General features: G+C 39.1%; 14 protein-coding genes. 5 read left to right on the top strand and 9 right to left on the bottom strand.

The features are described 5' to 3' along the window. Positions 1-6: 6 nt before the first annotated feature. Positions 7-630: a CGNR zinc finger domain-containing protein gene (locus HUW48_RS14060; RefSeq protein ID WP_182411556.1), complete on the bottom strand. Its 624-nt coding sequence runs from the start codon at positions 628-630 to the stop codon at positions 7-9. A 199-nt stretch (positions 631-829) separates the two neighbouring features. Between HUW48_RS14060 and HUW48_RS14055 the strand changes: the two genes are divergently transcribed. Next, positions 830-1,762, top strand: coding sequence for an EamA family transporter (locus HUW48_RS14055; protein WP_182411555.1), 933 nt, complete (start codon positions 830-832; stop codon positions 1,760-1,762). 76 nt (positions 1,763-1,838) lie between these two features. Here the strand turns inward: HUW48_RS14055 and HUW48_RS14050 are convergent, their stop codons facing one another. Both HUW48_RS14050 and HUW48_RS14045 read right to left on the bottom strand, forming a co-directional pair. Next, complete coding sequence (locus HUW48_RS14050; RefSeq protein WP_182411554.1) at positions 1,839-2,462, bottom strand: response regulator; 624 nt, start codon at positions 2,460-2,462, stop codon at positions 1,839-1,841. Between the two features lie 58 nt (positions 2,463-2,520). Then, on the bottom strand, positions 2,521-4,416 hold the full coding sequence (locus HUW48_RS14045) for a sensor histidine kinase (RefSeq protein WP_182411553.1): 1,896 nt from the start codon (positions 4,414-4,416) through the stop codon (positions 2,521-2,523). A 415-nt stretch (positions 4,417-4,831) separates the two neighbouring features. On the opposite strand from HUW48_RS14045, the gene HUW48_RS14040 reads away from it, so the two are divergent. From HUW48_RS14040 to HUW48_RS14030, 3 genes are all read left to right on the top strand, one after another. Next, positions 4,832-7,669 carry a membrane dipeptidase gene (locus HUW48_RS14040; RefSeq protein ID WP_182411552.1) on the top strand — a complete coding sequence of 946 codons (2,838 nt, stop codon included), beginning with the start codon at positions 4,832-4,834 and terminating at the stop codon, positions 7,667-7,669. Between the two features lie 385 nt (positions 7,670-8,054). Further along, positions 8,055-8,897 (top strand): hypothetical protein, encoded by an 843-nt coding sequence (locus tag HUW48_RS14035; RefSeq protein ID WP_182411551.1) that lies wholly within the window; start codon positions 8,055-8,057, stop codon positions 8,895-8,897. 517 nt (positions 8,898-9,414) lie between these two features. Further along, positions 9,415-12,417 carry an RICIN domain-containing protein gene (locus HUW48_RS14030; protein ID WP_182411550.1) on the top strand — a complete coding sequence of 1,001 codons (3,003 nt, stop codon included), beginning with the start codon at positions 9,415-9,417 and terminating at the stop codon, positions 12,415-12,417. A 497-nt stretch (positions 12,418-12,914) separates the two neighbouring features. Here the strand turns inward: HUW48_RS14030 and HUW48_RS14025 are convergent, their stop codons facing one another. The 4 genes from HUW48_RS14025 to HUW48_RS14010 all read right to left on the bottom strand — a co-directional run bounded on the left by HUW48_RS14025 (position 12,915) and on the right by HUW48_RS14010 (position 15,488). Further along, positions 12,915-13,286: an SPW repeat domain-containing protein gene (locus HUW48_RS14025; protein ID WP_182411549.1), complete on the bottom strand. Its 372-nt coding sequence runs from the start codon at positions 13,284-13,286 to the stop codon at positions 12,915-12,917. A gap of 203 nt (positions 13,287-13,489) precedes the next feature. Then, positions 13,490-13,927, bottom strand: coding sequence for a PepSY-like domain-containing protein (locus HUW48_RS14020; RefSeq protein ID WP_182411548.1), 438 nt, complete (start codon positions 13,925-13,927; stop codon positions 13,490-13,492). Between the two features lie 46 nt (positions 13,928-13,973). Beyond that, positions 13,974-14,876: an SdiA-regulated domain-containing protein gene (locus HUW48_RS14015; protein WP_182411547.1), complete on the bottom strand. Its 903-nt coding sequence runs from the start codon at positions 14,874-14,876 to the stop codon at positions 13,974-13,976. A gap of 168 nt (positions 14,877-15,044) precedes the next feature. After that, positions 15,045-15,488, bottom strand: a complete 444-nt coding sequence (locus HUW48_RS14010) for a PepSY-like domain-containing protein (protein WP_182411546.1) — start codon at positions 15,486-15,488, stop codon at positions 15,045-15,047. 522 nt (positions 15,489-16,010) lie between these two features. Here HUW48_RS14010 and HUW48_RS14005 point away from each other — a divergent pair. Then, the gene (locus tag HUW48_RS14005; RefSeq protein WP_182411545.1) at positions 16,011-17,270 is read left to right on the top strand and encodes an alpha/beta hydrolase-fold protein; all 1,260 of its coding nucleotides are present in this window, start codon (positions 16,011-16,013) and stop codon (positions 17,268-17,270) included. Positions 17,271-17,388: 118 nt separating this feature from the next. Here the strand turns inward: HUW48_RS14005 and HUW48_RS14000 are convergent, their stop codons facing one another. Both HUW48_RS14000 and HUW48_RS13995 read right to left on the bottom strand, forming a co-directional pair. Then, complete coding sequence (locus tag HUW48_RS14000; RefSeq protein ID WP_182411544.1) at positions 17,389-18,651, bottom strand: sensor histidine kinase; 1,263 nt, start codon at positions 18,649-18,651, stop codon at positions 17,389-17,391. Beyond that, entirely contained in the window at positions 18,648-19,325 is a 678-nt protein-coding gene (locus tag HUW48_RS13995) for a response regulator transcription factor (protein ID WP_182411543.1), read from the bottom strand. Before HUW48_RS13995 ends, HUW48_RS14000 begins: the two co-directional genes overlap by 4 nt. Positions 19,326-19,391 lie beyond the last annotated feature (66 nt).

The raw sequence follows: 19,391 nt of genomic DNA, 5'->3' as shown, positions 1-19,391 counted from the left end.
GATTCGTTATTTCTGTTCATTTCCTTTTTTACGATGGTAATACCGCCGGGCTTTAGAAGTGCTGCCGCAGTAACCCGGATTGCACCACTGCCTTTTACCATTTTTAGTGGTATCTAAAAATAACCAACCGCACTCCGCACATTCTTTTATTTTTTTTCGGTCAGTTTGGGTTAAGGTTTGGTAAGCCGAATACAGAATAGTTTTTAAGGGTCGTTCTAAGTCATTTTCTTGCATCCTTACCAGCACGGTATACTGGGTATTCTCAAAAGTAAGGGCCACCTGACTTAAAGCGGTAGTTAAATGCTGGTTAAAAATAGCAATCTCGCCCGCATCGGGAATAGCTTCGGCGGCAATTGCCGAAAAAATGGCATACATATTCTCGCGGGTAGCTAGAATGTTATGCAAGGCAACTTTTGCTTTTGCTGGCTGTTCCTGGCTGTACGTGTATAAATTATTTAACCATTCTTCCGGCCATTGCTGAATTCTGCTGCACCAAATTATAAAGTTCTGGTAAGTAGCTAAGTAATTATGCAGAGAGGTAACTTTTCGATTTCTTATTGTATTAATAAAATCTAAACAAAGAACACCCCCATCAAACGGAATGGTTTCTATTGTATTTTGATGCGCCATTTAGGTTGTTCTTACTAGTTAACTATTTTTTACTAGTAACAATAGTAACTATTTTTACGTTCTAAACCTTTTTTAGTAGTAAAAATTTTAATAACAAAAGCAAAGAGTATAATAAGATAACTAATTAATCAACCCCCTTATTTTTTAGTTAAGGTGGGAGGTAATGGACGATAATGAATAATTTTATAAAGGTACTAGTATGAGTCAAAAGACTGCTGCTCCCCGTTGGCTGGTTTTAGTAGCCTTCGCGAATATTTACATTGTTTGGGGTTCTACTTACCTGGCCATTGTATTTGGACTGGATGGTATTCCGCCGTTTATTTTATCTTTTTTACGTTTCCTTTCGGCTGGTATTATTTTGTTTGGTTGGTGTTTGCTCAAAAAAGAATCTTTTCCTGCCTGGAAGAACCTGGGCCGAAATACTATTTGTGGCACGCTAATGCTGGTAGGTGGCTCCGGATTAGTTACCTGGGCCGAGCAATTTATTAGTTCGGGCAGTGCGGCTATTATTATTGCTACCGAACCTTTCTGGTTTATTCTGCTGGATAAAAAATGCTGGTCTACTTACTTGTCGCACAAACTCATAATTGCGGGTTTATTAATTGGATTCCTCGGAGTAATCTTGTTTTTTGTGCAATCTGGTAATACAGCGAGTACTTCTTCGGGGCAATTAACGGCGTACCTGGTTCTGTTGGGCAGTTCGGTTTTATGGGTAGTAGGGTCATTACTTTCTAAAAGTAAAACTTCTAAGCAAGATTCCACTATTATGACCACGGCCGAGCAGTTAATGGCCGCTGGGGTGGTAAGTTTACTCATTAGTTTGCTTACCCAGGAATGGCCCGGGTTTTCCTTTGCCGAAGTATCTTTAAGAGCCTGGGGTGGTTTACTTTTTTTAATTGTTATGGGTTCCTTAGTGGCCTATTTATCTTTTATCTGGCTTATTTCGGTGCGGCCACCAGCTCTGGTGAGTACCCACACGTACATTAACCCGGTAGTGGCCGTATTACTAGGCGGTTTATTTGCGGCCGAGAAAATTAATCTTTTGCAGATAGGTGCGTTACTGGTTATTCTGGTTGGCGTATTACTTACTAATATTCCGGGTTACAAAAAGCAGTTGCTGCCGTCTGATTAATTTAGATGATCTAGAAGATGTTGAGCCATATGCGAACCATTGGCCGGAAAAGAAAATCTTAATTTAATTAGGAAGGTTAGCTTTTGAAAATTTTTTTGAAAGCTTCCGGTGCAGAGTGAACTTCCAGTTTTTTGTAGATATTTTTTATATGACTTTGTACCGTTGACAGTTCCACGAAGGTGTTTGCCGCAATCATTTTGTAGCTGTAGCCGTCTTTTAACAATTTTAAAATTTCAAATTCGCGAGGGGTGAGTTTATCTACTTCATATTTATGGGTGGGTGACGCAAAAAACTCCAGAACCTTTCGGGCAATGGAAGGAGTCATGGGAGCTCCACCGGCTATTATTTGCTTAATGGCATCTACTATTTTGGTGTTTTCTTCACCTTTCACAATGTAGCCGCGGGCTCCAGCCAGAATAGCTGCAAATACTTGCTGGTTGTCTTCAAAACTGGTTAAGATTAGTACTTCGGCTTTGGAGTTTTTGGCTCGTAAAAGCTTAGTGGCAGCAATACCATTTATGTGCGGCAATTCTATATCCATCAAAACCACATCGGGTTGCAGCTCCGTTACCTGTTTTTCTATTTCCAGGCAATCCTCAAATGCACCCACCAGTTCCAAATCATTTTCCATTTGGATTAGCTCGCGTAGTGGCTGGCGGAAATTGATATCGTCTTCGTAAATCGCAATTTTTATAGCCATTTTGATAGGGAGATTTAAACAAAAGTAACAATAAGCTCACTAAAAAGATACCCCATAATTATGGGATTTCTGCCATGGCTAAGTCCAGTTTATTAAATTGTAACAGGTTAATAGTTAGTCTAATTTCTACTCCCTGATTGGATTGGGTAATTAGTGTATAGTCGGCCTGCATTTTTTGCGCGCGTTTCTTAAAATTTCTTAACCCATTTCCCTCCCCAATAGGATGTAACATTCCTTCCTCGTGATTGAAACCTTGACCATCGTCTTTTATTAAGCAGTGAAGAACATTGCCGGAATGTTCCAGTTTAATCCAGCAATTTTGGGCTTGGGCGTATTTGCGGCAATTATGAATAGCTTCCTTCAAAAATCCTTTCAGATTCCGTCTGACAACTAAAGGCAAAGAAATGGGTTGGGCACTTTTATGAAAAGTAAAGTGCAGATGAATGCCCGACATTTCGAACTGATCATTAGCGAATCGGTAGAGTTCCGCGGCTAAAGTGCTCAGGTGGTTGCTATCACTTTTAAGGTCCCGGGATAATTCCCGTATCTGGTCAATCACTTTACTGATTTTCTTGTCTAATGTTTGCAGGGTATTTTGCAGGGCTGTATCGGTAAGCTTTCGGCTTAAAATACCAAAGGAAATCCGCACACCTGCAATAATAGAAATAACTTCATCGTGTAAGTCTTCTACTATTCTTTCTCTTTCCGAAATTATTTGTTCTTGGTAATAAATTCTTTCTAAGTAAGTTCTCCGGATAAGCAGCAAAGAGAGTACAGTTGTTTCATAAAAAACTGTTACAATAATTAAACCTGATTTTATATAATTTTCTATACTAATGGGTGTTAACTCCATCAGTAAGACAATCAGGCAGGTGCAAATTAGTAATATAAACACACTTAAAAACCAGAGGTAAGTTTTATTGCAGGTTTCCCAATAAATTTTTATGCCTAGCCCAAAGGAGATAAAGAAACAGGCCATGCAAGTTATAGCCTCCACAATGTAAAGCCAATAATAAGCTTTTTCGTGCAGCAAAACCAGGTAAGGCCAGGCCATAAACCCAATAGCCAATAACACAAAAAAGCTGGTAAAGGCTATAAATAAATAATTGCTTTTAGGATAGTTTGCTTCTAACCGAAAAAAAATCCGAAATAAACCGGAATAACCTACCAATATCAGAGTAAAACCAATATAAGGGGAAGCATCTTGAAAAAAGGGGATATTTGGCCAAAGTAACCAAAAACCAAACCCAGTGGATCCAACCAAGTACAAAACGGCCCCCAATACATAAAAGCTGAAGTACATATTAATAATTCGACGGTATACCGAAACCAGCACCAAGGAACCTAGTAAGTAAATCAGGCTGCCACCAATGGTAATTCCATGAATAAAAGTGTAAAGTTCGAGGAATTTATATCCTTGATGTATGTTTATTACGTTCATTTCTGTATCCAGCATCTGCAGATGATGGTCCAGGTAAACATAAAAGGTTTTTACTTCTTTCGGATGAAGAGAGAAAGGATGATTGAAATTGACTACATGTATCCGGCGTTTGGCATAAGGGTAACTGTTGCCTAACGTATCCGCCGAAAGTACTTGCCCGGAAGGGGATACTGTATAAATAAATATTCGGAAAATATCATTGGAACTGAAGTTTAAATACCATTGGTTTCGCCAAGCATCCTGGTTACGAATAGTAAATCGCAGCCAATAAGTGGCACCCGGTCCTTCTTTGATACTTTTTTGATTATTAATTATAAATCCAGAATGGTTAAGCACCTCTTTTAAAGTAAGCCTTTGGGTAAAATCCCGGAGCAATTCGACATGGCCCGGGAGAAACGAATAGGATTGTTGATTAGTATCGGACAGAGATAAAGTATCTTGCGCCCAGCCAAGTGAGGTTGTGTAAAGTATTACCCCAATTAAGACCAAGCACTTTTTTATCAAAAACCCCATAGCTTATAGCCAGCTATTGTCAAAGCTCCTCCAGCAGCTGGTTGGCTTTAAATTAATAAAATTAATGGTACTAATTATTAAAAAGATAGTAATTAAGCCGGATGGCTTGGTTGCACTGTTTGATACAATTCTAGGTTTTTAGCGAATAGGAGTAAATACTATAATAAATATTTTTTTAAGGTGAAGTAATACAAACTATTTAACTGCTGCGCCACCTTTATTTCTCTTTCAGAAGTTGGCTTTTCTTACAATATTTCTATTCTTATTCATTACTGCCAGAATCAAATTCCCATAATCATGGGATTGATTTCCGGTAATGGTGCACCTACCTTTAATACATTCTTAAACACTGGTAAAACAATGAGTAACAAGCATAAAATTAAAGAATGTACCCGTAACTTAAACATTTGTCATCATGAAAATTTATCCACTAATCTTTATCCTCTGGGTACTATTGAGTTTACCTAAGGTATTAACTGCCCAACCAACCTATGAAAGCACCAATTACGCTATTATCAGCAACTTGGTAACCCAAATGACTACCTCAAGTATTGATGGTAGTAACAATAACAACAATAAACTTACTGCCGGCACTCTCATTGTTTACCAAACCAATGAAGGACGTTTAGGTAAATTACAGATACTTACCTACGGTTATAATATTCAGCTTCGGGCTGTCACGTACCAGCCAAGCGGCAAAATTTATAAGCAAACACCTAGTTTAACTATTCGCGGAACCTGGCTATGTGATCTGGATCAATTGGTAGAATCCAGCAGCGGAGGTGATTTCTGGTGGGAACAATTAAACAAGACCATACGGTATTTAGTACCTTGGAATAAAGCTCGATTTTACGTAGTGCCTCCTGCTCCACAACAAACCTTAAAGGGTTTTTCCGATATGCATACCCATTTAATGAGTCATTTGAGTATGGGCGGAAAAGTTATGTACGGTGCACCCGATGGGGATATGGCCACTGCCTTAGCAAATTGCAACCCGCATCATGGTGGACCTGGCATTTTTAATATGGGTGGAGATTTCATCCGGGCAGAAATAGTAAATAAGTTAGATGAAAGATATATATACCGGAAAGAAAATAAATTACATATGGATCATCCCCATGAAGGGTATCCTCATTTTAAATATTGGCCGCATTGGTCTAGTGCTACCCATCAGCAAATGTGGTGGGAATGGATCAAGCGGGCGCATGAAGGTGGGCTGAATGTGATGGTTGCCTTGGCTGTTCACAATACCCTAATCAACCAGGCAGCGGCAGGTATTGGCGACCGAGTGTGGGACGATAAGGCGTCTGTGGAATTACAACTGCTCGAAATGCGGCGTTTTGTGGCTAGACATTTTGACTTTATGGAAATTGCCAAAACACCGGCTGACCTGAGAAGAATTGTAATGGAAGGTAAATTAGCCGTTATTCTGGGCGTAGAAACGGAAGACTTAGGTAATCTATCTAGAAGAAGGTATTTTGGGCAAGAAGCTATTACCATTGATAAAGTAAAGGCAGAAATACAAAGATTATACGACCAGTTTGATGTGCGGTACATTTTGCCTATTCATTTCTCCAATAATATATTTGGGGGGACAGCTCTTTCTAGAAACTTATTTTTACTCTCTTCTAAATATTACGCCAACATTTACCCCTTTCCCTTAGAATCGTGCGGGGAAGGTATTGGCTACAAGTTGGAAAAAGAACATTTTGCTTTCCCGAGCGCAGATGCCTTGCGCAGTAGAAACCTGGGCTGGGTAATCGACAACCAACCCACTTATCCTACACCAGCAACGGGCTGTGGGCAAAGAAATATAACCGGTTTAAGCTACCTGGGAAGAGCGGCAATAAAAGAAATGATGCGATTAGGCATCATGATTGACATTGATCATATGTCTCAGCAAGCCGTTACAGATATTTTTAACCTAACCAGTGATTCACTAAGTTACCCCCTTAATTCCGGGCACAATGGGCCAAGAAATACTGGCAAAACTACTCCAGCGGATAATGAAAATAGCCGAACAGAGGATCAATACCGAGGCATTTTAGAAAGAGGGGGAATGATTGGGCTAGGTCACGGCGGAACAGCCACCGGCTTTGTAAATTCTTTTCGTAATGTAAGTCGTTTAGCAGATGGTAAAAATGTAGCCATTGGAACAGATGTTAACGGATTTTATGCCTTGGCAGCCCCTGATTCAGCAGCACTTGTAACGTATGATAGCAGTTTCCCTAATTATCAGTCTCCCGCGGGTAGGCCTTGGGACATTAATAAAGAAGGGTTTGCTCATTATGGTTTATTCCCCGACTTCATAAAAAGCTGGTTATCAGCAGGCATGACAAACAAAGAACAAGAAGCCTTCCATTCAACGGCCGAAGATTTTGCTCGCATGTGGGAAAAATGTGTAAGTCGTTCAAAGGAAATTTTTGCCGACCAACCCGATACCCGTACGGTCAATGTGGATCCCATGATTAGTTTATGCCCTAATACCCATGTTAGTGGCGATCGAGAATTTGACGGACACGGACCTAGGGTAAGGGCTAATGTAATCCTACGCATTTCAACTAGTGGCAACCGGGTAGAAGCCGTTATTAATTTTAGTGCCCGGGAAACGCAAAATGACTGGTCGGAAGTACGCGGCTCCTGGATTCGAACTATTTACACGGCTCCCTTGAGTAGGCGCATTCAGTCCATTACTTCTCCTACCCGCACCAGTATTAACCAAGTGTTAGTAGGTGGGGGCGGAAACGAAATATTTAGAGGTTGTGACGGTGATGTACATACCCTTCGGCCAGGTGGTCCGGTGGCCCGAATGTTTGTCGTTGGGGATACTGGTGGAGACGATATAAGCAGCGATGGTAACTGCAATTGCGATACGCGCATTAACCGGATTGAATTTAATCCTGTCACAGTAACCTTAACACCAGCAAGTGCTTCTAGAAAGAGTTTTGCTCCTTTAGCCGGAATTACCAATGAAAAAATTAATAAAACGGCAGGTTCGTACCTTGACCAAAATAATCCTAATCCTTTTGATCAGCATACGACCATTAACTATCAGGTAATTTCCCCGGTAAAACAAGTTACTCTCAAAATTATAAATATGGCGGGTATAACCGTAAAGCAATTTGCTAACCTGCCAACCGGAAAGCACGAAATAAGTCTGGAAGGAAATAGCTTACCCCCCGGTGTATATGTCTATACCCTCAACCTGGATGGCCAGCAGGTAGCGGCCCGCAAAATGGTACTAGTAAAATAGTCTGGTTTAGACTAAATATTGCAGGGCTTTTGTCAATTAAGAAAAATTCTTAGGGGAAGGATAAGAAAAGGTTAAAGTCCTGCTCCTTTAATTGGCGAAAGTCCTGCGATATAAATTCCTCCTCCAATCTTTTCGCCTCATTATCCCTGCCTCGTTCTGAAGCACAAGGTAGAGCACCTAATTTAACATTGACACCAAAGTTATTTCCCTCCTCTAGGATTTCTCAAACTTATAGAGCATGGTTAGCCGCTTAAGTACCTAACAAAAGCAAAATAGATTTAAAGTTAGGTTATCTGCCCTATTTCTGCAAGGTAAAAAGCTTGCTACATGAAGCATTGATCATTAAGTAAGAACCAATAACTCTTTATTCTTAAATTTTTAAATCATGAAACGTGTAATCCTTATCCTTATTTTTTTTATTTTAACTTTTTCCCATAACAGTTGTACCGAATGCCGGGAAGGATTTCAGGTGGAAATAGTTACTGTACCCCGGGCTAACTGGTTTCCGCTCGTAGAATCTGTATTAAATTCCACAAGTATCCGCTTGAATAATTATACGCCGAACAGAAATGAATTCGATAGCCGGCAAGAATTTGCTTTTTTGAAACCGAACGATAGCCACATAACTTTTAACGGAATTACCCAGGTAATTACCGAATTAGAAAACGAAGCTAGTATCCGGCGCGAACCCTTTACAATTTATATTAACGATTTAAATTCAAGCGCAGTAACTAGCGCTACTATTGGGCCGCAATTAGTAGTAAATGTGCAAATGGAAAGTGATGGTACAGAAATTATAACTGATTGTATAAAGAATATTGCGTGCGTTGAAAAACCGACCATAGAAGTGGACGATGCTATTATTACTTTGTTTTTAAAACCAGAAGTGGATGGAACCGGAAACCTGATTTTTAAGGTGGATACGGATTTTTCTGCTGCCTCCCGGGTAAGTATTTGCCACGACAACTTCTGGGCGTTTTTATGCGGGTTATTTGGCATTAACGAAGGTACAGTAAACCAGGGATTAGAAAGTCGTATAACCAGTTTCTTGAGCAGCCCCAATATACAAGAAAGGATAAACGGCTCGGTAAGGCCACTTATCTCCTCCTTACTTGGGCCAGGAGAAAGGCTTACTTCCATAAATATTGGAAATACCGGTGATTTGTTAATCACCAAGGCCGTTCCTTGTATGAGTTCCTCGTCTTTGCAATCTAAATTTCCTAATTAGAGTCTGGCTCCTAGATCGTACATAAGCAATCTACTATCTCGCCTCCTAACTCTTTCAATTTGCTACCCCTGCCGCCTGAACCTGTTAGTACGTTTGGGATTGATCGGTAAAATCAGTCTAAGGTATTGTCCTATCTTTTGCCTGTCTTTTTAAAAATTGAAATTAGGCAAACAACGAAGAAATTATTTGAATTTTTTTCTTTCAGCATCCTTGTTGTCTGGATGTGAAAACCAAGTGGAACTAGCCCTCGCTTCTGTTGCCAAGGCTGATTCGGAAGAGCAGCATAATCAACTGAATCAGGCTGTGATAACCATTGACTCATAACCCGCCAACCTACCGCCAACAATTGTGTGGTGCAGGTACTACAAAAGAATCAGAATAGAAAAACAAATACCATAAGTGCCCGAATTGGTCATCGGATAATTGGCGAACAAGTAGTACGGATAGGTATCCTTTCTACAAGATTTATAACTCATCTTCTAATCTTCTATAAAGAAAAAAATTAAGACTTAAACCTATGAAAACCATTTTATTAACTCTTTATCTAAAAACCTCGGGTATTCTATTCCTGCTACTGTTACCATTTGCTGCCTTGTCGCAGATTGAACAAGGCTTGTACACTATCAAATTAGTTTCAGCCAATTCCGTATTAAATGCTAAAAGGGCCGATATGGACAAGGATGGCTGTATAGTACATACCTGGACTTACCTGGAAGGAGCAAACCAACATTGGAAAATTGTACCAAGTAGTGTAGAAGGATCTTATAACATCCGGGTAGCAGGTACGGGTAAAGCCTTGGATGCGGCTTGGAACGAACGGTTTACTAACGGAGGACGAATTATTTTATGGAGCTTTAATGATGGCGAATCGCAGCGGTGGCGCCTAGAAAAGATAAGTGATAATAGGTACCGTATCCGGCTGGCAGTGAGCCGTAAGCTACTTTCGGGCACGGGCACTATAGATGGTAGCCGGGTACAGTTGTGGAGTAACCTTGGTAATAACACTCAAGAGTGGATTATTGAAAAAGTAAGCAAAATTACTATATCCGAAAAATATGTAGACTTGCGGCCTAATCAAACAGGTATTCAGAACCAGGGAGGAAGAGGAAGCTGTACTTATTTTGGTGCTACTGCGGCTCTGGAAGCAGCTTATAAAAAAGCGGGGTATGGTAATGTGAATCTTTCCGAAGAATTTTTCTCTATGCAGGGAAAAGCCCTTTATTTGCATCCAACCTGGAGCGATACCGAGCGAAAAGGGCCGGATGTTATGGAAAACCAATTTGCTGGAACCCAAGGAGGGGGCTCCGTATTTATTTTCTCCAATGGTTTTGCCGTTCCGGATTCGAGTTATGTACCCTATCATCCAACCGATTACCCGTGGGATACTATTTCTCAAAACGGCTCTGGTTTTTATACTCAGAAGAGCGCCAATAATTTTAATTTCAGTCTAAACAATAATAATGTGCTAAAAGCTCCCCGCTATTATAGCGCCAATTCAATGGCAAAACTATCTAATTATAAGGATGTTGCTGAATATGAACAATTATTAAGGCAAGGATTTGAAATAAATTTTAACGTTTTGATGATCGGTTCTGATGGTCATCCGGATAACATATGGCGACCTGCTTGCGATCCAAATACGGATTCCAATTGTAGACCAGGAGCGCACAATATGCTAATTGTTGGCTTTGATAAAACGGACCCTGATCCTAAAAATTATTATTTAATTGTGAAAAATAGCTGGGGACATTCCCGCATTCCCGGCTCGGATGGATTTACTTACATGCATTATGACTATTTAAAATATGCCTTAAGTGCGGAATATATTAAAAATGTAAATCCTCCTAAAAAATGGCCAGAATTAGGTTTGCTTGGCGAGTACAGTCTTGATTTTGACGGCTGGAAAGGGCGGTTAGATATTTATCATCTGCCCGGTATAAATCAATGGGGGTTTGATTTCTGGGGAGTAAACGTACCTGATAGAAGGTTGGGTATCTTTTATGACCAATACGGCAATGCTTTTCGGGTAAATGGCTCTGTTAGAAAAATTACGAACGAATTACTGGAAGTAACCTTTTTCATTAACAATGCTAAACCCAATCCTCGTTGGGATGAACTCGAAGGACGTAAATTTATTTACTATTACGATTACCGGAAAGACTTCATGGCTGGTTTTCATACAGATCCTGGCGGCACAAACCAGTATGCTGGTTACGCGGTTAAGGCTAGAAATCGATTTATTACTAATTCTGCCCGTACTCCTCGACCATTCAGGCCGGCATCCTATAAAAACTCAAGCTGGAACCTAGACATAAGCAGCGGACCTAAAGGTAAGCTTTACCTTTCTCAATCGGGCAGCAATTTATTCGGTAGTTTTTATAACAATGCTACCCGATCCTTGTCTGATGTACAGGTTAGATTTACTAATTCGAGCTTTACCCAAATGGAATTCCGGTTAGAAGGTTATACTTTAAAAGGGCAACATTTAACCTGGGAAAACGGCCTGATTGCAGGATATGATGTAATTAGTAGTAAGCCATTTTACATGGTGAGGCAAAGACCGCAAGTTCCTGACCTTACCTGGAACCAAATTGGAAGTCCTCTGTCTGGCCAGTCAACAGATATTTGTGCTTGTAATGATGGAAGTTTGTTTGTTTTAAAAAGTGATAAATCTCTTTACAAAAGCACTGCCGGAGGCGGATATGGTAGTTGGAACTTTGTGACTAACCTTCCGGCAAATACCCGGCAAATTGCCTGCGCCCGAAATTTAGTCTACTTCCAGGTAGTAGGAACCCTAAGTACCGGTGAATTATGGTTCCTTGACGGGGTAACACCTCGCAGAAGTGCAGCATTATCAAATGGGGGAATACTAGCCGGAACGGAAGATAACACCCTCGACTTTTCATATCTTTATTATTTAAATTCAGCCAAAGACCTGCTCAGAAGTTCAACAAGTGGAGTTACCTGGACAAAAATAGGGCATCCCGGAAATGCTGCTAAAATTGCCGTAACACAAAATGTACTGTTCACCCTCCAAAATGATGGTTCCTTCTGGATTAACCGATATGGTGGTTCGGATGTAAACTGGGTGAAAATTGATGCATTACCCGAAGCAAAAGATATTACCGCCACTAGCCTAGGCCAAACGGGAAAAGCAGACCTGTATTATCTACACCAGGATGGTTCTCTTTGGCGGACAACTGTTGTAGATAAAACCTTAGGTTACAATAACAGAATGGCCATTGCTGAACCAACGAACGAATCTTCTGAACTAATTAAATCGCGGTTGCAAATTTCTCCGAATCCAGCCTCTGAGATCCTTACGCTGGGTTATAAAGGGCAGAACAAAGAAATAATTACCCTCCAGGTAAGTGATATTTCTGGAAAAATTATGAAAAAATATAAGGCTGAAGGCGATTTGAATGAACAGGTAAATATTTCAGGTTGGTCAAAAGGAGTTTATGTCGTTACGCTAATGTATTCTCAGGGTATAATCTCAAAAAGATTATTAATCAGGTAAAAATTAAATTTTACTTTTTGATCCTGCGGAAAAACCAGAAGTTATTATTTCCAAAACGCAAGTAAGTCTGTTTTAGAAAGTAATTTTGAATACGGCGAGCTACAGGTAAATTTAATTTATTATCCCCCGGTTTTTATTATATTCGTCTAGTTTCTAAAGGACGTGAACTAAAAGCAAAGAAATTGCTTATTAATTAACTGAGTAAATTAGCTTTTAATAAAGATGTTTCAATTTGCTTAACATTTAATAAATTGCCCCAAATTAAAAAAGCTGGAATGATAACCATAGGTTCTCATTCCAGCTTTTTTGTTGAAAATAATTAAGCCATTCTCCGCTTTGTTAACCAAGTTCTCAGCTATCCTTTTCTTGAGTGGGAGTTAACCGGGATTCGCCAAAAAATAGTTTTGAATGCCGGAAAGTTTTACCTTAATTTCCCTAAACGTAATTAGCTACCTCAGCACAAACAGCACGTTTTCTACTTTAAGAATTTTAGCGTTTTAATCTTCCTTTTCCCCTAATTCTTCCGGATCAGATAAACTGGCGGCGGCAATACTGGTCAGACCAAAAGCCAGAAAAGCATTTCGGGCGTTGGTGTTATCCGCAAAACCAAATAGCCAGGGAGCGCTCGCGGTAAAAATACCAGCGGCTACATCTAAGGCTAAGTGGGCTTTAAAAGGCAAAACTTTTACAAGGCCCCATTCGGCCCGGGTTAAAATGCTGGTGAGAAAAAGGTTGCCTCCTAAAACACGGCACAAAGTAGTAGCTGTTTTTTCTTCTTTAAAATTAAATAATTCGGGAGCGGCGGTAATAGTAGGAATATAACTGTAGTCGGCAACGCCATGCATTTGCCGGGAAATGGGTTGTTTCATAGTTTTATAGTTATTAAAGTTTAACAATAGTAATAACTATAATGATTTCCGGCAGAAAGGTTACTTAAATGGTACAATTTCCTTTATCTGAAAAAAAATTTACTAAAATTAATATTCCCGTTTCCGGCTAAAAGCAATTTTCGCTTTTAGCCGGAAACGGGAATATGCTGAATTAAGAATTAGATTATAAGGGATTTAGGTTGTTATTGATCCAGGCTGATAAAGTTATAATTCTGGTCGAATTTTAATTCCAGACCGTTATTTAATTCTACTTCCTGGTTATTACCATCTTTTTCCCAGCCAACAATAAATTCGGTAGCATGGTTCGTTTGTACGTAGGTTAATACTTGGGCCGGGAGTACGCTGTCCGGTAATTTATTTGTTTTACCATCTATGTCGGTGCACTCGCCATCGGCATTAAAATCTAAGGTAGTACCGTTGTTTAAAAACACATCGTACGAAGTACCGCTGATTTCTTTTTCTTTCTGAATGGATGTAATGGTAGCAGTAGTAAAATGAGTTGAAATAAAATCTTTGGCAGGTTGGGGTAGTTCGGCGGCAGTTATGTTTTCTTCTTTTTCGCAGCTAAACAAAAACAAGGAGAAAAAAATTGCGACCATAAAAAATGCACTACGTTTCATAAGTTTTGGGTTAAGTTAAAAAATAAAAATGTTTAGTTATAAAGTATTATAAGGTAAGCCGGACCTGGGTAATATTGCCCGCTTGTTTGTTTCCCTCGTTAGAAATGAAAAGTTCACCTTCGGGACTAAAGGTCATGCCTTCGGGTTGCTTAAACTCCGAAGAATTTAATTTATATCGCGCTTTAATTTTGCCACTGGGTTCAAGAATAAAAATTTGCGGGTTGGTGGCTTCGGTAACTAAAATAGCACCGGTTTTAGGATGAATGGCTATTTCGGAAGGCTGAATGGCTTTATCCGGTTTTTTACTATTAGTAGCCGCCAACTGCGGATCGTTAAGGCTTATTTTAACTACCGGATTTGGCAGCAATTTTTTAGTTTTTAAATCAAAAGCGTAAATGCCTTTGTAACTTTCTGAATTAGTTTCTTTGCCTTTTATAGCCAGTAATAAGCGGTTGTGGCGGGCATCATACGTAATACCTTCTACATTATTTTTAGCCGTTAAAGGGGTAGTATAAGTTGTAACCTGCGGAGTGGACGCGTGAATGTCCTTTATTTCAAAAATTTTTCCTTCGCTCCGGACTACATATGCCGTTTTGCCTACCAGCGCAATTCCTTCGTAATCGCCGGCGGCACCAAACGTTATTTGCCGTTCAATTTTGCGGGTAGTGGTGTTGTAGATAAATATTACGCCAGCTTCGTCCTGCACGCAGGTAAATTGGTTTTTACCGAGGTAGGCAATACCCGATACTTCCGTTAGAATGGCAGGCACATTCCATTTTTTTACAACTTCTACTTTTGATGAGGCTGTTTCTTCTATCTTGGCTTTTTTCTTTTTTTTGCCTTCTTTTTTGGAATCATCCTGCGCCGGGTAGTCGGCTTTAGCAGAATCGCAGGAAGCCATAGCAAAAGCAAAAATTAGGATCCAGATATTTGCCAGAATGTATTTCATAGATTTATTTAATTTGTTTTAAGTACTTCAACGCAACTAACAGAGACTATTATTTATATTAAGTTGTTGATTATGAAAAATTTACTAAATAAACAACGAACAACTAATATCTAATAACGAACAGCTACTTATTGTAATAGACTTTACTTTTAGCCTTTAACGAATAAATTAAAGAGTAGGATCGGGTACTACTTTACCTGTTGCTGAAAAAACCCGGGTAATATCGCGGTGGTTTTTTTCTAGATCTACCCGATAAAAAAACTCTCCGTTGTTTGTTATTTTATCTAAATCATTTCCATCCACGGTATAACCTGCAAATTGTTTTTGTATTATAGCGGTAATTGGTGCCGGAAGTTCATTGGCCTGAATTTCCTGCTCGTAATAAGTAATTTTGCCCGCGCTGGTAATCAGGGCTGTGTAGTCGGTGAGGCCAATATTAAATTCTACTTCATAACCTTTTGGTTTTTTCTCCCATTCTACCTCTGTTGCATCCGGAAACTTAACTTGTTGCGCATTTTTTACAATGGCAGGTACTTTTTCCGGGGCAATGTCCTGGCTGCAGGCCAGAAAAACAGTGTTACTAAACAGAATTGAAAATAAGATCGCTTTCATAGTTAAAACTTTAGGTGACACCTAATTTTAAACCAAAATTGCAGACCGAAACCGGAAAGAATTGGGAATTTTAAAAGTTTACTTATTTTTTTAAGAAAATTTTGGTGAGAAATCTGTAAGCTTTACTGATATTTTGCCAGTATTTGCGGAAATAAAACCGGCTTGCTTCTTAAATAATCTTCACTTTTGGCTATAGTTTAGCCCATTAATGCTGCGGGGCGCGCGTGGGCTTATACTAAAATGTGTGCTTAATAGATTATTAATATTCAAAACTAAGCATACAATTTTTAAACCTAAGGGCAATGCTCACTAAAAAATGATTTGTCAACAACTGAACAATATGGTTAATTTTGCCTTTTGATTTATAGTAAGTAAATGACCTCTTGAATACGGATCATAATCAAAGCAAACCCAGGAAAATACCTCTATTCGTCTCTATTCATATCAAGGCACCACATTTATTCATTTACCCAATCTATCTTTGTGAGAGCCTGCTTTCGATTTAATAAAAATATAAATTTCATGAATTGCCGCTTTTTTATCTTTAACCAGAACAACACACCTACCTTCGTTTTTTACTTTTTTACACTACTATTAACTTCTTTTTGCGTAAATGCTCAGGAAAATAGCCCTTTCACCACTGGTTTTGAGGAAACAATTTCTTCAAAGATATTGAGTCAACAGCGTAAAATTTGGATACATATTCCTAAAAGCAATGGCGGGAATAAGGTTAAAGATAGAGGGCATTACCCTGTTGTTTACGTACTAGATGGCAGTGAGAATTTCAACACTGTGGTAAGTATCACGGAGCACCTGGAAGAATCCAGCTTGTGTCCGCCGATGATTGTGGTTGGCATTGTACCTATAGATCGCTTAAGTGAACTAACAACCGGTGTAGACAAAGACTCGCCTGAAATTGTTGGAAATAATGATAAATTCATGTCTTTTGTCGAGAAAGAATTAATACCTTATATCGATACTAATTACCCTACTACAACTTATAAGACACTGATTGGCCATTCACTTGGAGGCTTAACGGTTATCAATACCTTACTTCATCATCCGGATTTATTTAATGCGTATGTTTCCCTGGAAGCGTCCTTGTGGTGGAATAATAGAAAATTGGTGGAGGAAGCAAAAACAATTTTACCCACTCAGAATTATCAAGGGAAAACTTTATTTATGGCGATGGCCAATCGTATGGAACGAGGAGTGGATACGCTCAGTGTCCAAAAGGAGACAAGCTCATCTACTAAACTTATTCGCAGTAATTTGGAATTTATTAAAATGCTCAATAGAAATAGAAAAAATAAACTGCGCTACAGCTATAGGTTCTATAAGGACGACGATCATCCATCAGTTAGATTAGTTGGAGAATACGACGCGCTTCGGTTTGTTTTCGATTTTTACAAGCTAAAGATTTATGACAGCGAATTGAATAATCCTAACTTCAGAATTGATTCTGTATTGGAGACACATTACAAAAAAGTATCTGAGAATATGGGTTACGTGGTTAAGCCAGGAGAAAGTCAGGTTAATCGATTGGGATACCAAATGTTAGGTACAAAACAGTATAAGAAAGCAGAAAATCTATTTAAATTGAACATTGCTAACAATCCTTCGAGCGGTAATTGTTACGATTCACTTGGCGATCTGTACCTGGAAACCGGTAACAAATCCAAAGCAATAGAAACCTTCAAAAAGGCATTAACGCTGCAAGCATTACCAGAAACCAAAGAAAAACTGAATAAATTATTGAATGATCCGAAAAAGAAAGTATAATAATTTAATTCAATGATTAATCGTGCCAATTCCCTGCTTTAAAAATTAAGGGAAAGTAACGTTGAATAAAAGTGGCATTTTTCTAATAAAGTTCACCAAGAAGGCTTAGATCAAAAAATTAAAAGTAAATCGACCAAACGTGCTTTTGCTCATAGCTATAGCTAATCCGGAAATGGTACACATCCGCAATAGCTTTTACAATGGCTAAACCTAAACCATTGGAAGAGGAGGATGAATTTATTTTGCTAAAACGGGTAAACAACTGCTTATTATCCAGCGCTTCTGCTTTGCCGGAATTTTCAATAACAATAGAATTCTCGTTTACCTGAATGTGAATAAACCCGCCGGGATAGTTATGAATAGTGGCGTTTTTAAAAAGGTTTAACAACAGGATAGTAGCAAGGTCGGGGTTGAGGGTTTGTTCGCAAGTGGCCATTGCCTCCAAGTTTACAGTTATTTCTTTATACTCTATTTGGCCGGCAAAATCTTCTATAAGTTTTTTTAGGAGTTGATTCAGGTTAATTTTTTCTTCGGGTTCAAATTGTTTGTTTTCAATTTTAGAGAGTAATAGAAGAGATTTATTTAAACGCGTTAGTCTTTCCAGGTGCTGCATTACACCCGCAATCTGATTTAACTGGTCTTCCGTTAGGTTATTGCTTTCCAGTAAAAGTTCTAATTTGTTTAAGCTTATAGCTAAAGGCGTTTGTAATTCGTGCGAGGCATTTTGAATAAAATTTTTCTGGCTGTTGTAAGCTTCCAGGTTGCTTTGCACGAGTTTTTCGGCTGTTTGATTTAGTAATTGAAACTCATCAATTGGTGTTTTCTTTAAGGTTAGGGGTTTGTAATTTTCCAGTTTAAATTGCTGCAGGCGTTCCAGTAAATAGTAAAAGGGTTGCCAGGTTCTTTTTAGCAGGTAATTATTTAAAATTAGAATACTGCCAATTAAGCCTACGTACAGCCAGAGCAAGGAAAAAAACAAATCTTCCATCAGGTCATCTTCTTCTACCATAGAGGTAATTACACGCATTTCATAGTATTTATTATCTTGCCTAAAAACGGTTTTTAGTAACCGCACGGGTTCAAAATCTTCTTCGTTTTGCATGTACATCAGCGTATCCAGGTACAAGTCGCGCTGGTGTTTGGCTTGTTCAAAAGAGATTTCTCTTATTTTGTAATAGCCTTCGTCAAAGTTACTTTGCTGCAATACCTGCGGGTTTTGGGAGGCTTTTTGCATCACCAATAATTTCTGATTTTCCAGCCCATCATCCATGCTGTCGTAAATTTCGTCGAGCATGTTGTAGTAAAATAATCCGGCCCAAACCGTAATGATTAAAAGCAGAATACCGGCAAAATACGAGGTGGTATAATTCAGCAGTTTCATTCGGATACCAATTTATAGCCAATGCCATAGATAGCCTGAATTTCGAGTTGGGCCTGCGCCGTTTTTAGTTTTTTCCGCAGGTTTTTTATCTGAGAATAAATAAATTCAAAGCCATCAGCTTCGTCAATGTTATCGCCCCATACGTGTTCGGCTAAAGCTGTTTTACTCACCAGGCGTTCTTTATTAGTTACCAGGTACAACAAAATATCAAATTCTTTGCGGTTTAAGATTAGTTCTTCGTCGGCAACCCACACCTGGTGTTTATCCGGGTCAATTTGTACGTTTTCAACGGAAAGGATATTATTACCGGCAAATTTCCGGCGCCGCAAAATTGACTTTACCCGCGCATGTAGTTCGGCCATGTGAAAAGGCTTGGCTAAGTAATCATCGGCACCTAGCTCCAGACCGGCAACTTTATCGTCTAAAGAATTTCTGGCAGAAACTATGATCACGCCTTGGGCTTTTTGCTGTTTCTTTAATTCTTCTAAAATGGTAAGTCCGTTCCCATCGGGCAGGTTAATATCCAGTAAAATACAGTCGTATTCGTAAACTCCTACTTTATCCAAGGCTTCTTCCAAAGTAGTAGCCGTTTCAGTCAGGTATTTTTCTTTTTGCAACGAACGCACCAGATTATCCAACATGTCAGGCTCATCTTCAATTATTAAAATTTTCATCAGACCAGAGTTTTTGCCAAGTACGGGTTTAATTCTGTAAAAATCTGGGAATACGGGAAAAATACG

Origin of the sequence: Adhaeribacter radiodurans (genome assembly GCF_014075995.1) — a bacterium.
Taxonomy (GTDB): Bacteria; Bacteroidota; Bacteroidia; order Cytophagales; family Hymenobacteraceae; genus Adhaeribacter; species Adhaeribacter radiodurans.
The sequence above is the reverse complement of the archived record's forward strand: the minus strand, read 5'-3'. Positions and strand labels throughout refer to the sequence as shown.

Bases quoted from the DNA above. Each gene is read 5' to 3' on its own strand.
- HUW48_RS14060 (WP_182411556.1), bottom strand. From the start codon at position 630: ATGGCGCATCAAAATACAATAGAAACCATTCCGTTTGATGGGGGTGTT.
- HUW48_RS14055 (WP_182411555.1), top strand. From the start codon at position 830: ATGAGTCAAAAGACTGCTGCTCCCCGTTGGCTGGTTTTAGTAGCCTTC.
- HUW48_RS14050 (WP_182411554.1), bottom strand. From the start codon at position 2,462: ATGGCTATAAAAATTGCGATTTACGAAGACGATATCAATTTCCGCCAG.
- HUW48_RS14045 (WP_182411553.1), bottom strand. From the start codon at position 4,416: ATGGGGTTTTTGATAAAAAAGTGCTTGGTCTTAATTGGGGTAATACTT.
- HUW48_RS14040 (WP_182411552.1), top strand. From the start codon at position 4,832: ATGAAAATTTATCCACTAATCTTTATCCTCTGGGTACTATTGAGTTTA.
- HUW48_RS14035 (WP_182411551.1), top strand. From the start codon at position 8,055: ATGAAACGTGTAATCCTTATCCTTATTTTTTTTATTTTAACTTTTTCC.
- HUW48_RS14030 (WP_182411550.1), top strand. From the start codon at position 9,415: ATGAAAACCATTTTATTAACTCTTTATCTAAAAACCTCGGGTATTCTA.
- HUW48_RS14025 (WP_182411549.1), bottom strand. From the start codon at position 13,286: ATGAAACAACCCATTTCCCGGCAAATGCATGGCGTTGCCGACTACAGT.
- HUW48_RS14020 (WP_182411548.1), bottom strand. From the start codon at position 13,927: ATGAAACGTAGTGCATTTTTTATGGTCGCAATTTTTTTCTCCTTGTTT.
- HUW48_RS14015 (WP_182411547.1), bottom strand. From the start codon at position 14,876: ATGAAATACATTCTGGCAAATATCTGGATCCTAATTTTTGCTTTTGCT.
- HUW48_RS14010 (WP_182411546.1), bottom strand. From the start codon at position 15,488: ATGAAAGCGATCTTATTTTCAATTCTGTTTAGTAACACTGTTTTTCTG.
- HUW48_RS14005 (WP_182411545.1), top strand. From the start codon at position 16,011: ATGAATTGCCGCTTTTTTATCTTTAACCAGAACAACACACCTACCTTC.
- HUW48_RS14000 (WP_182411544.1), bottom strand. From the start codon at position 18,651: ATGAAACTGCTGAATTATACCACCTCGTATTTTGCCGGTATTCTGCTT.
- HUW48_RS13995 (WP_182411543.1), bottom strand. From the start codon at position 19,325: ATGAAAATTTTAATAATTGAAGATGAGCCTGACATGTTGGATAATCTG.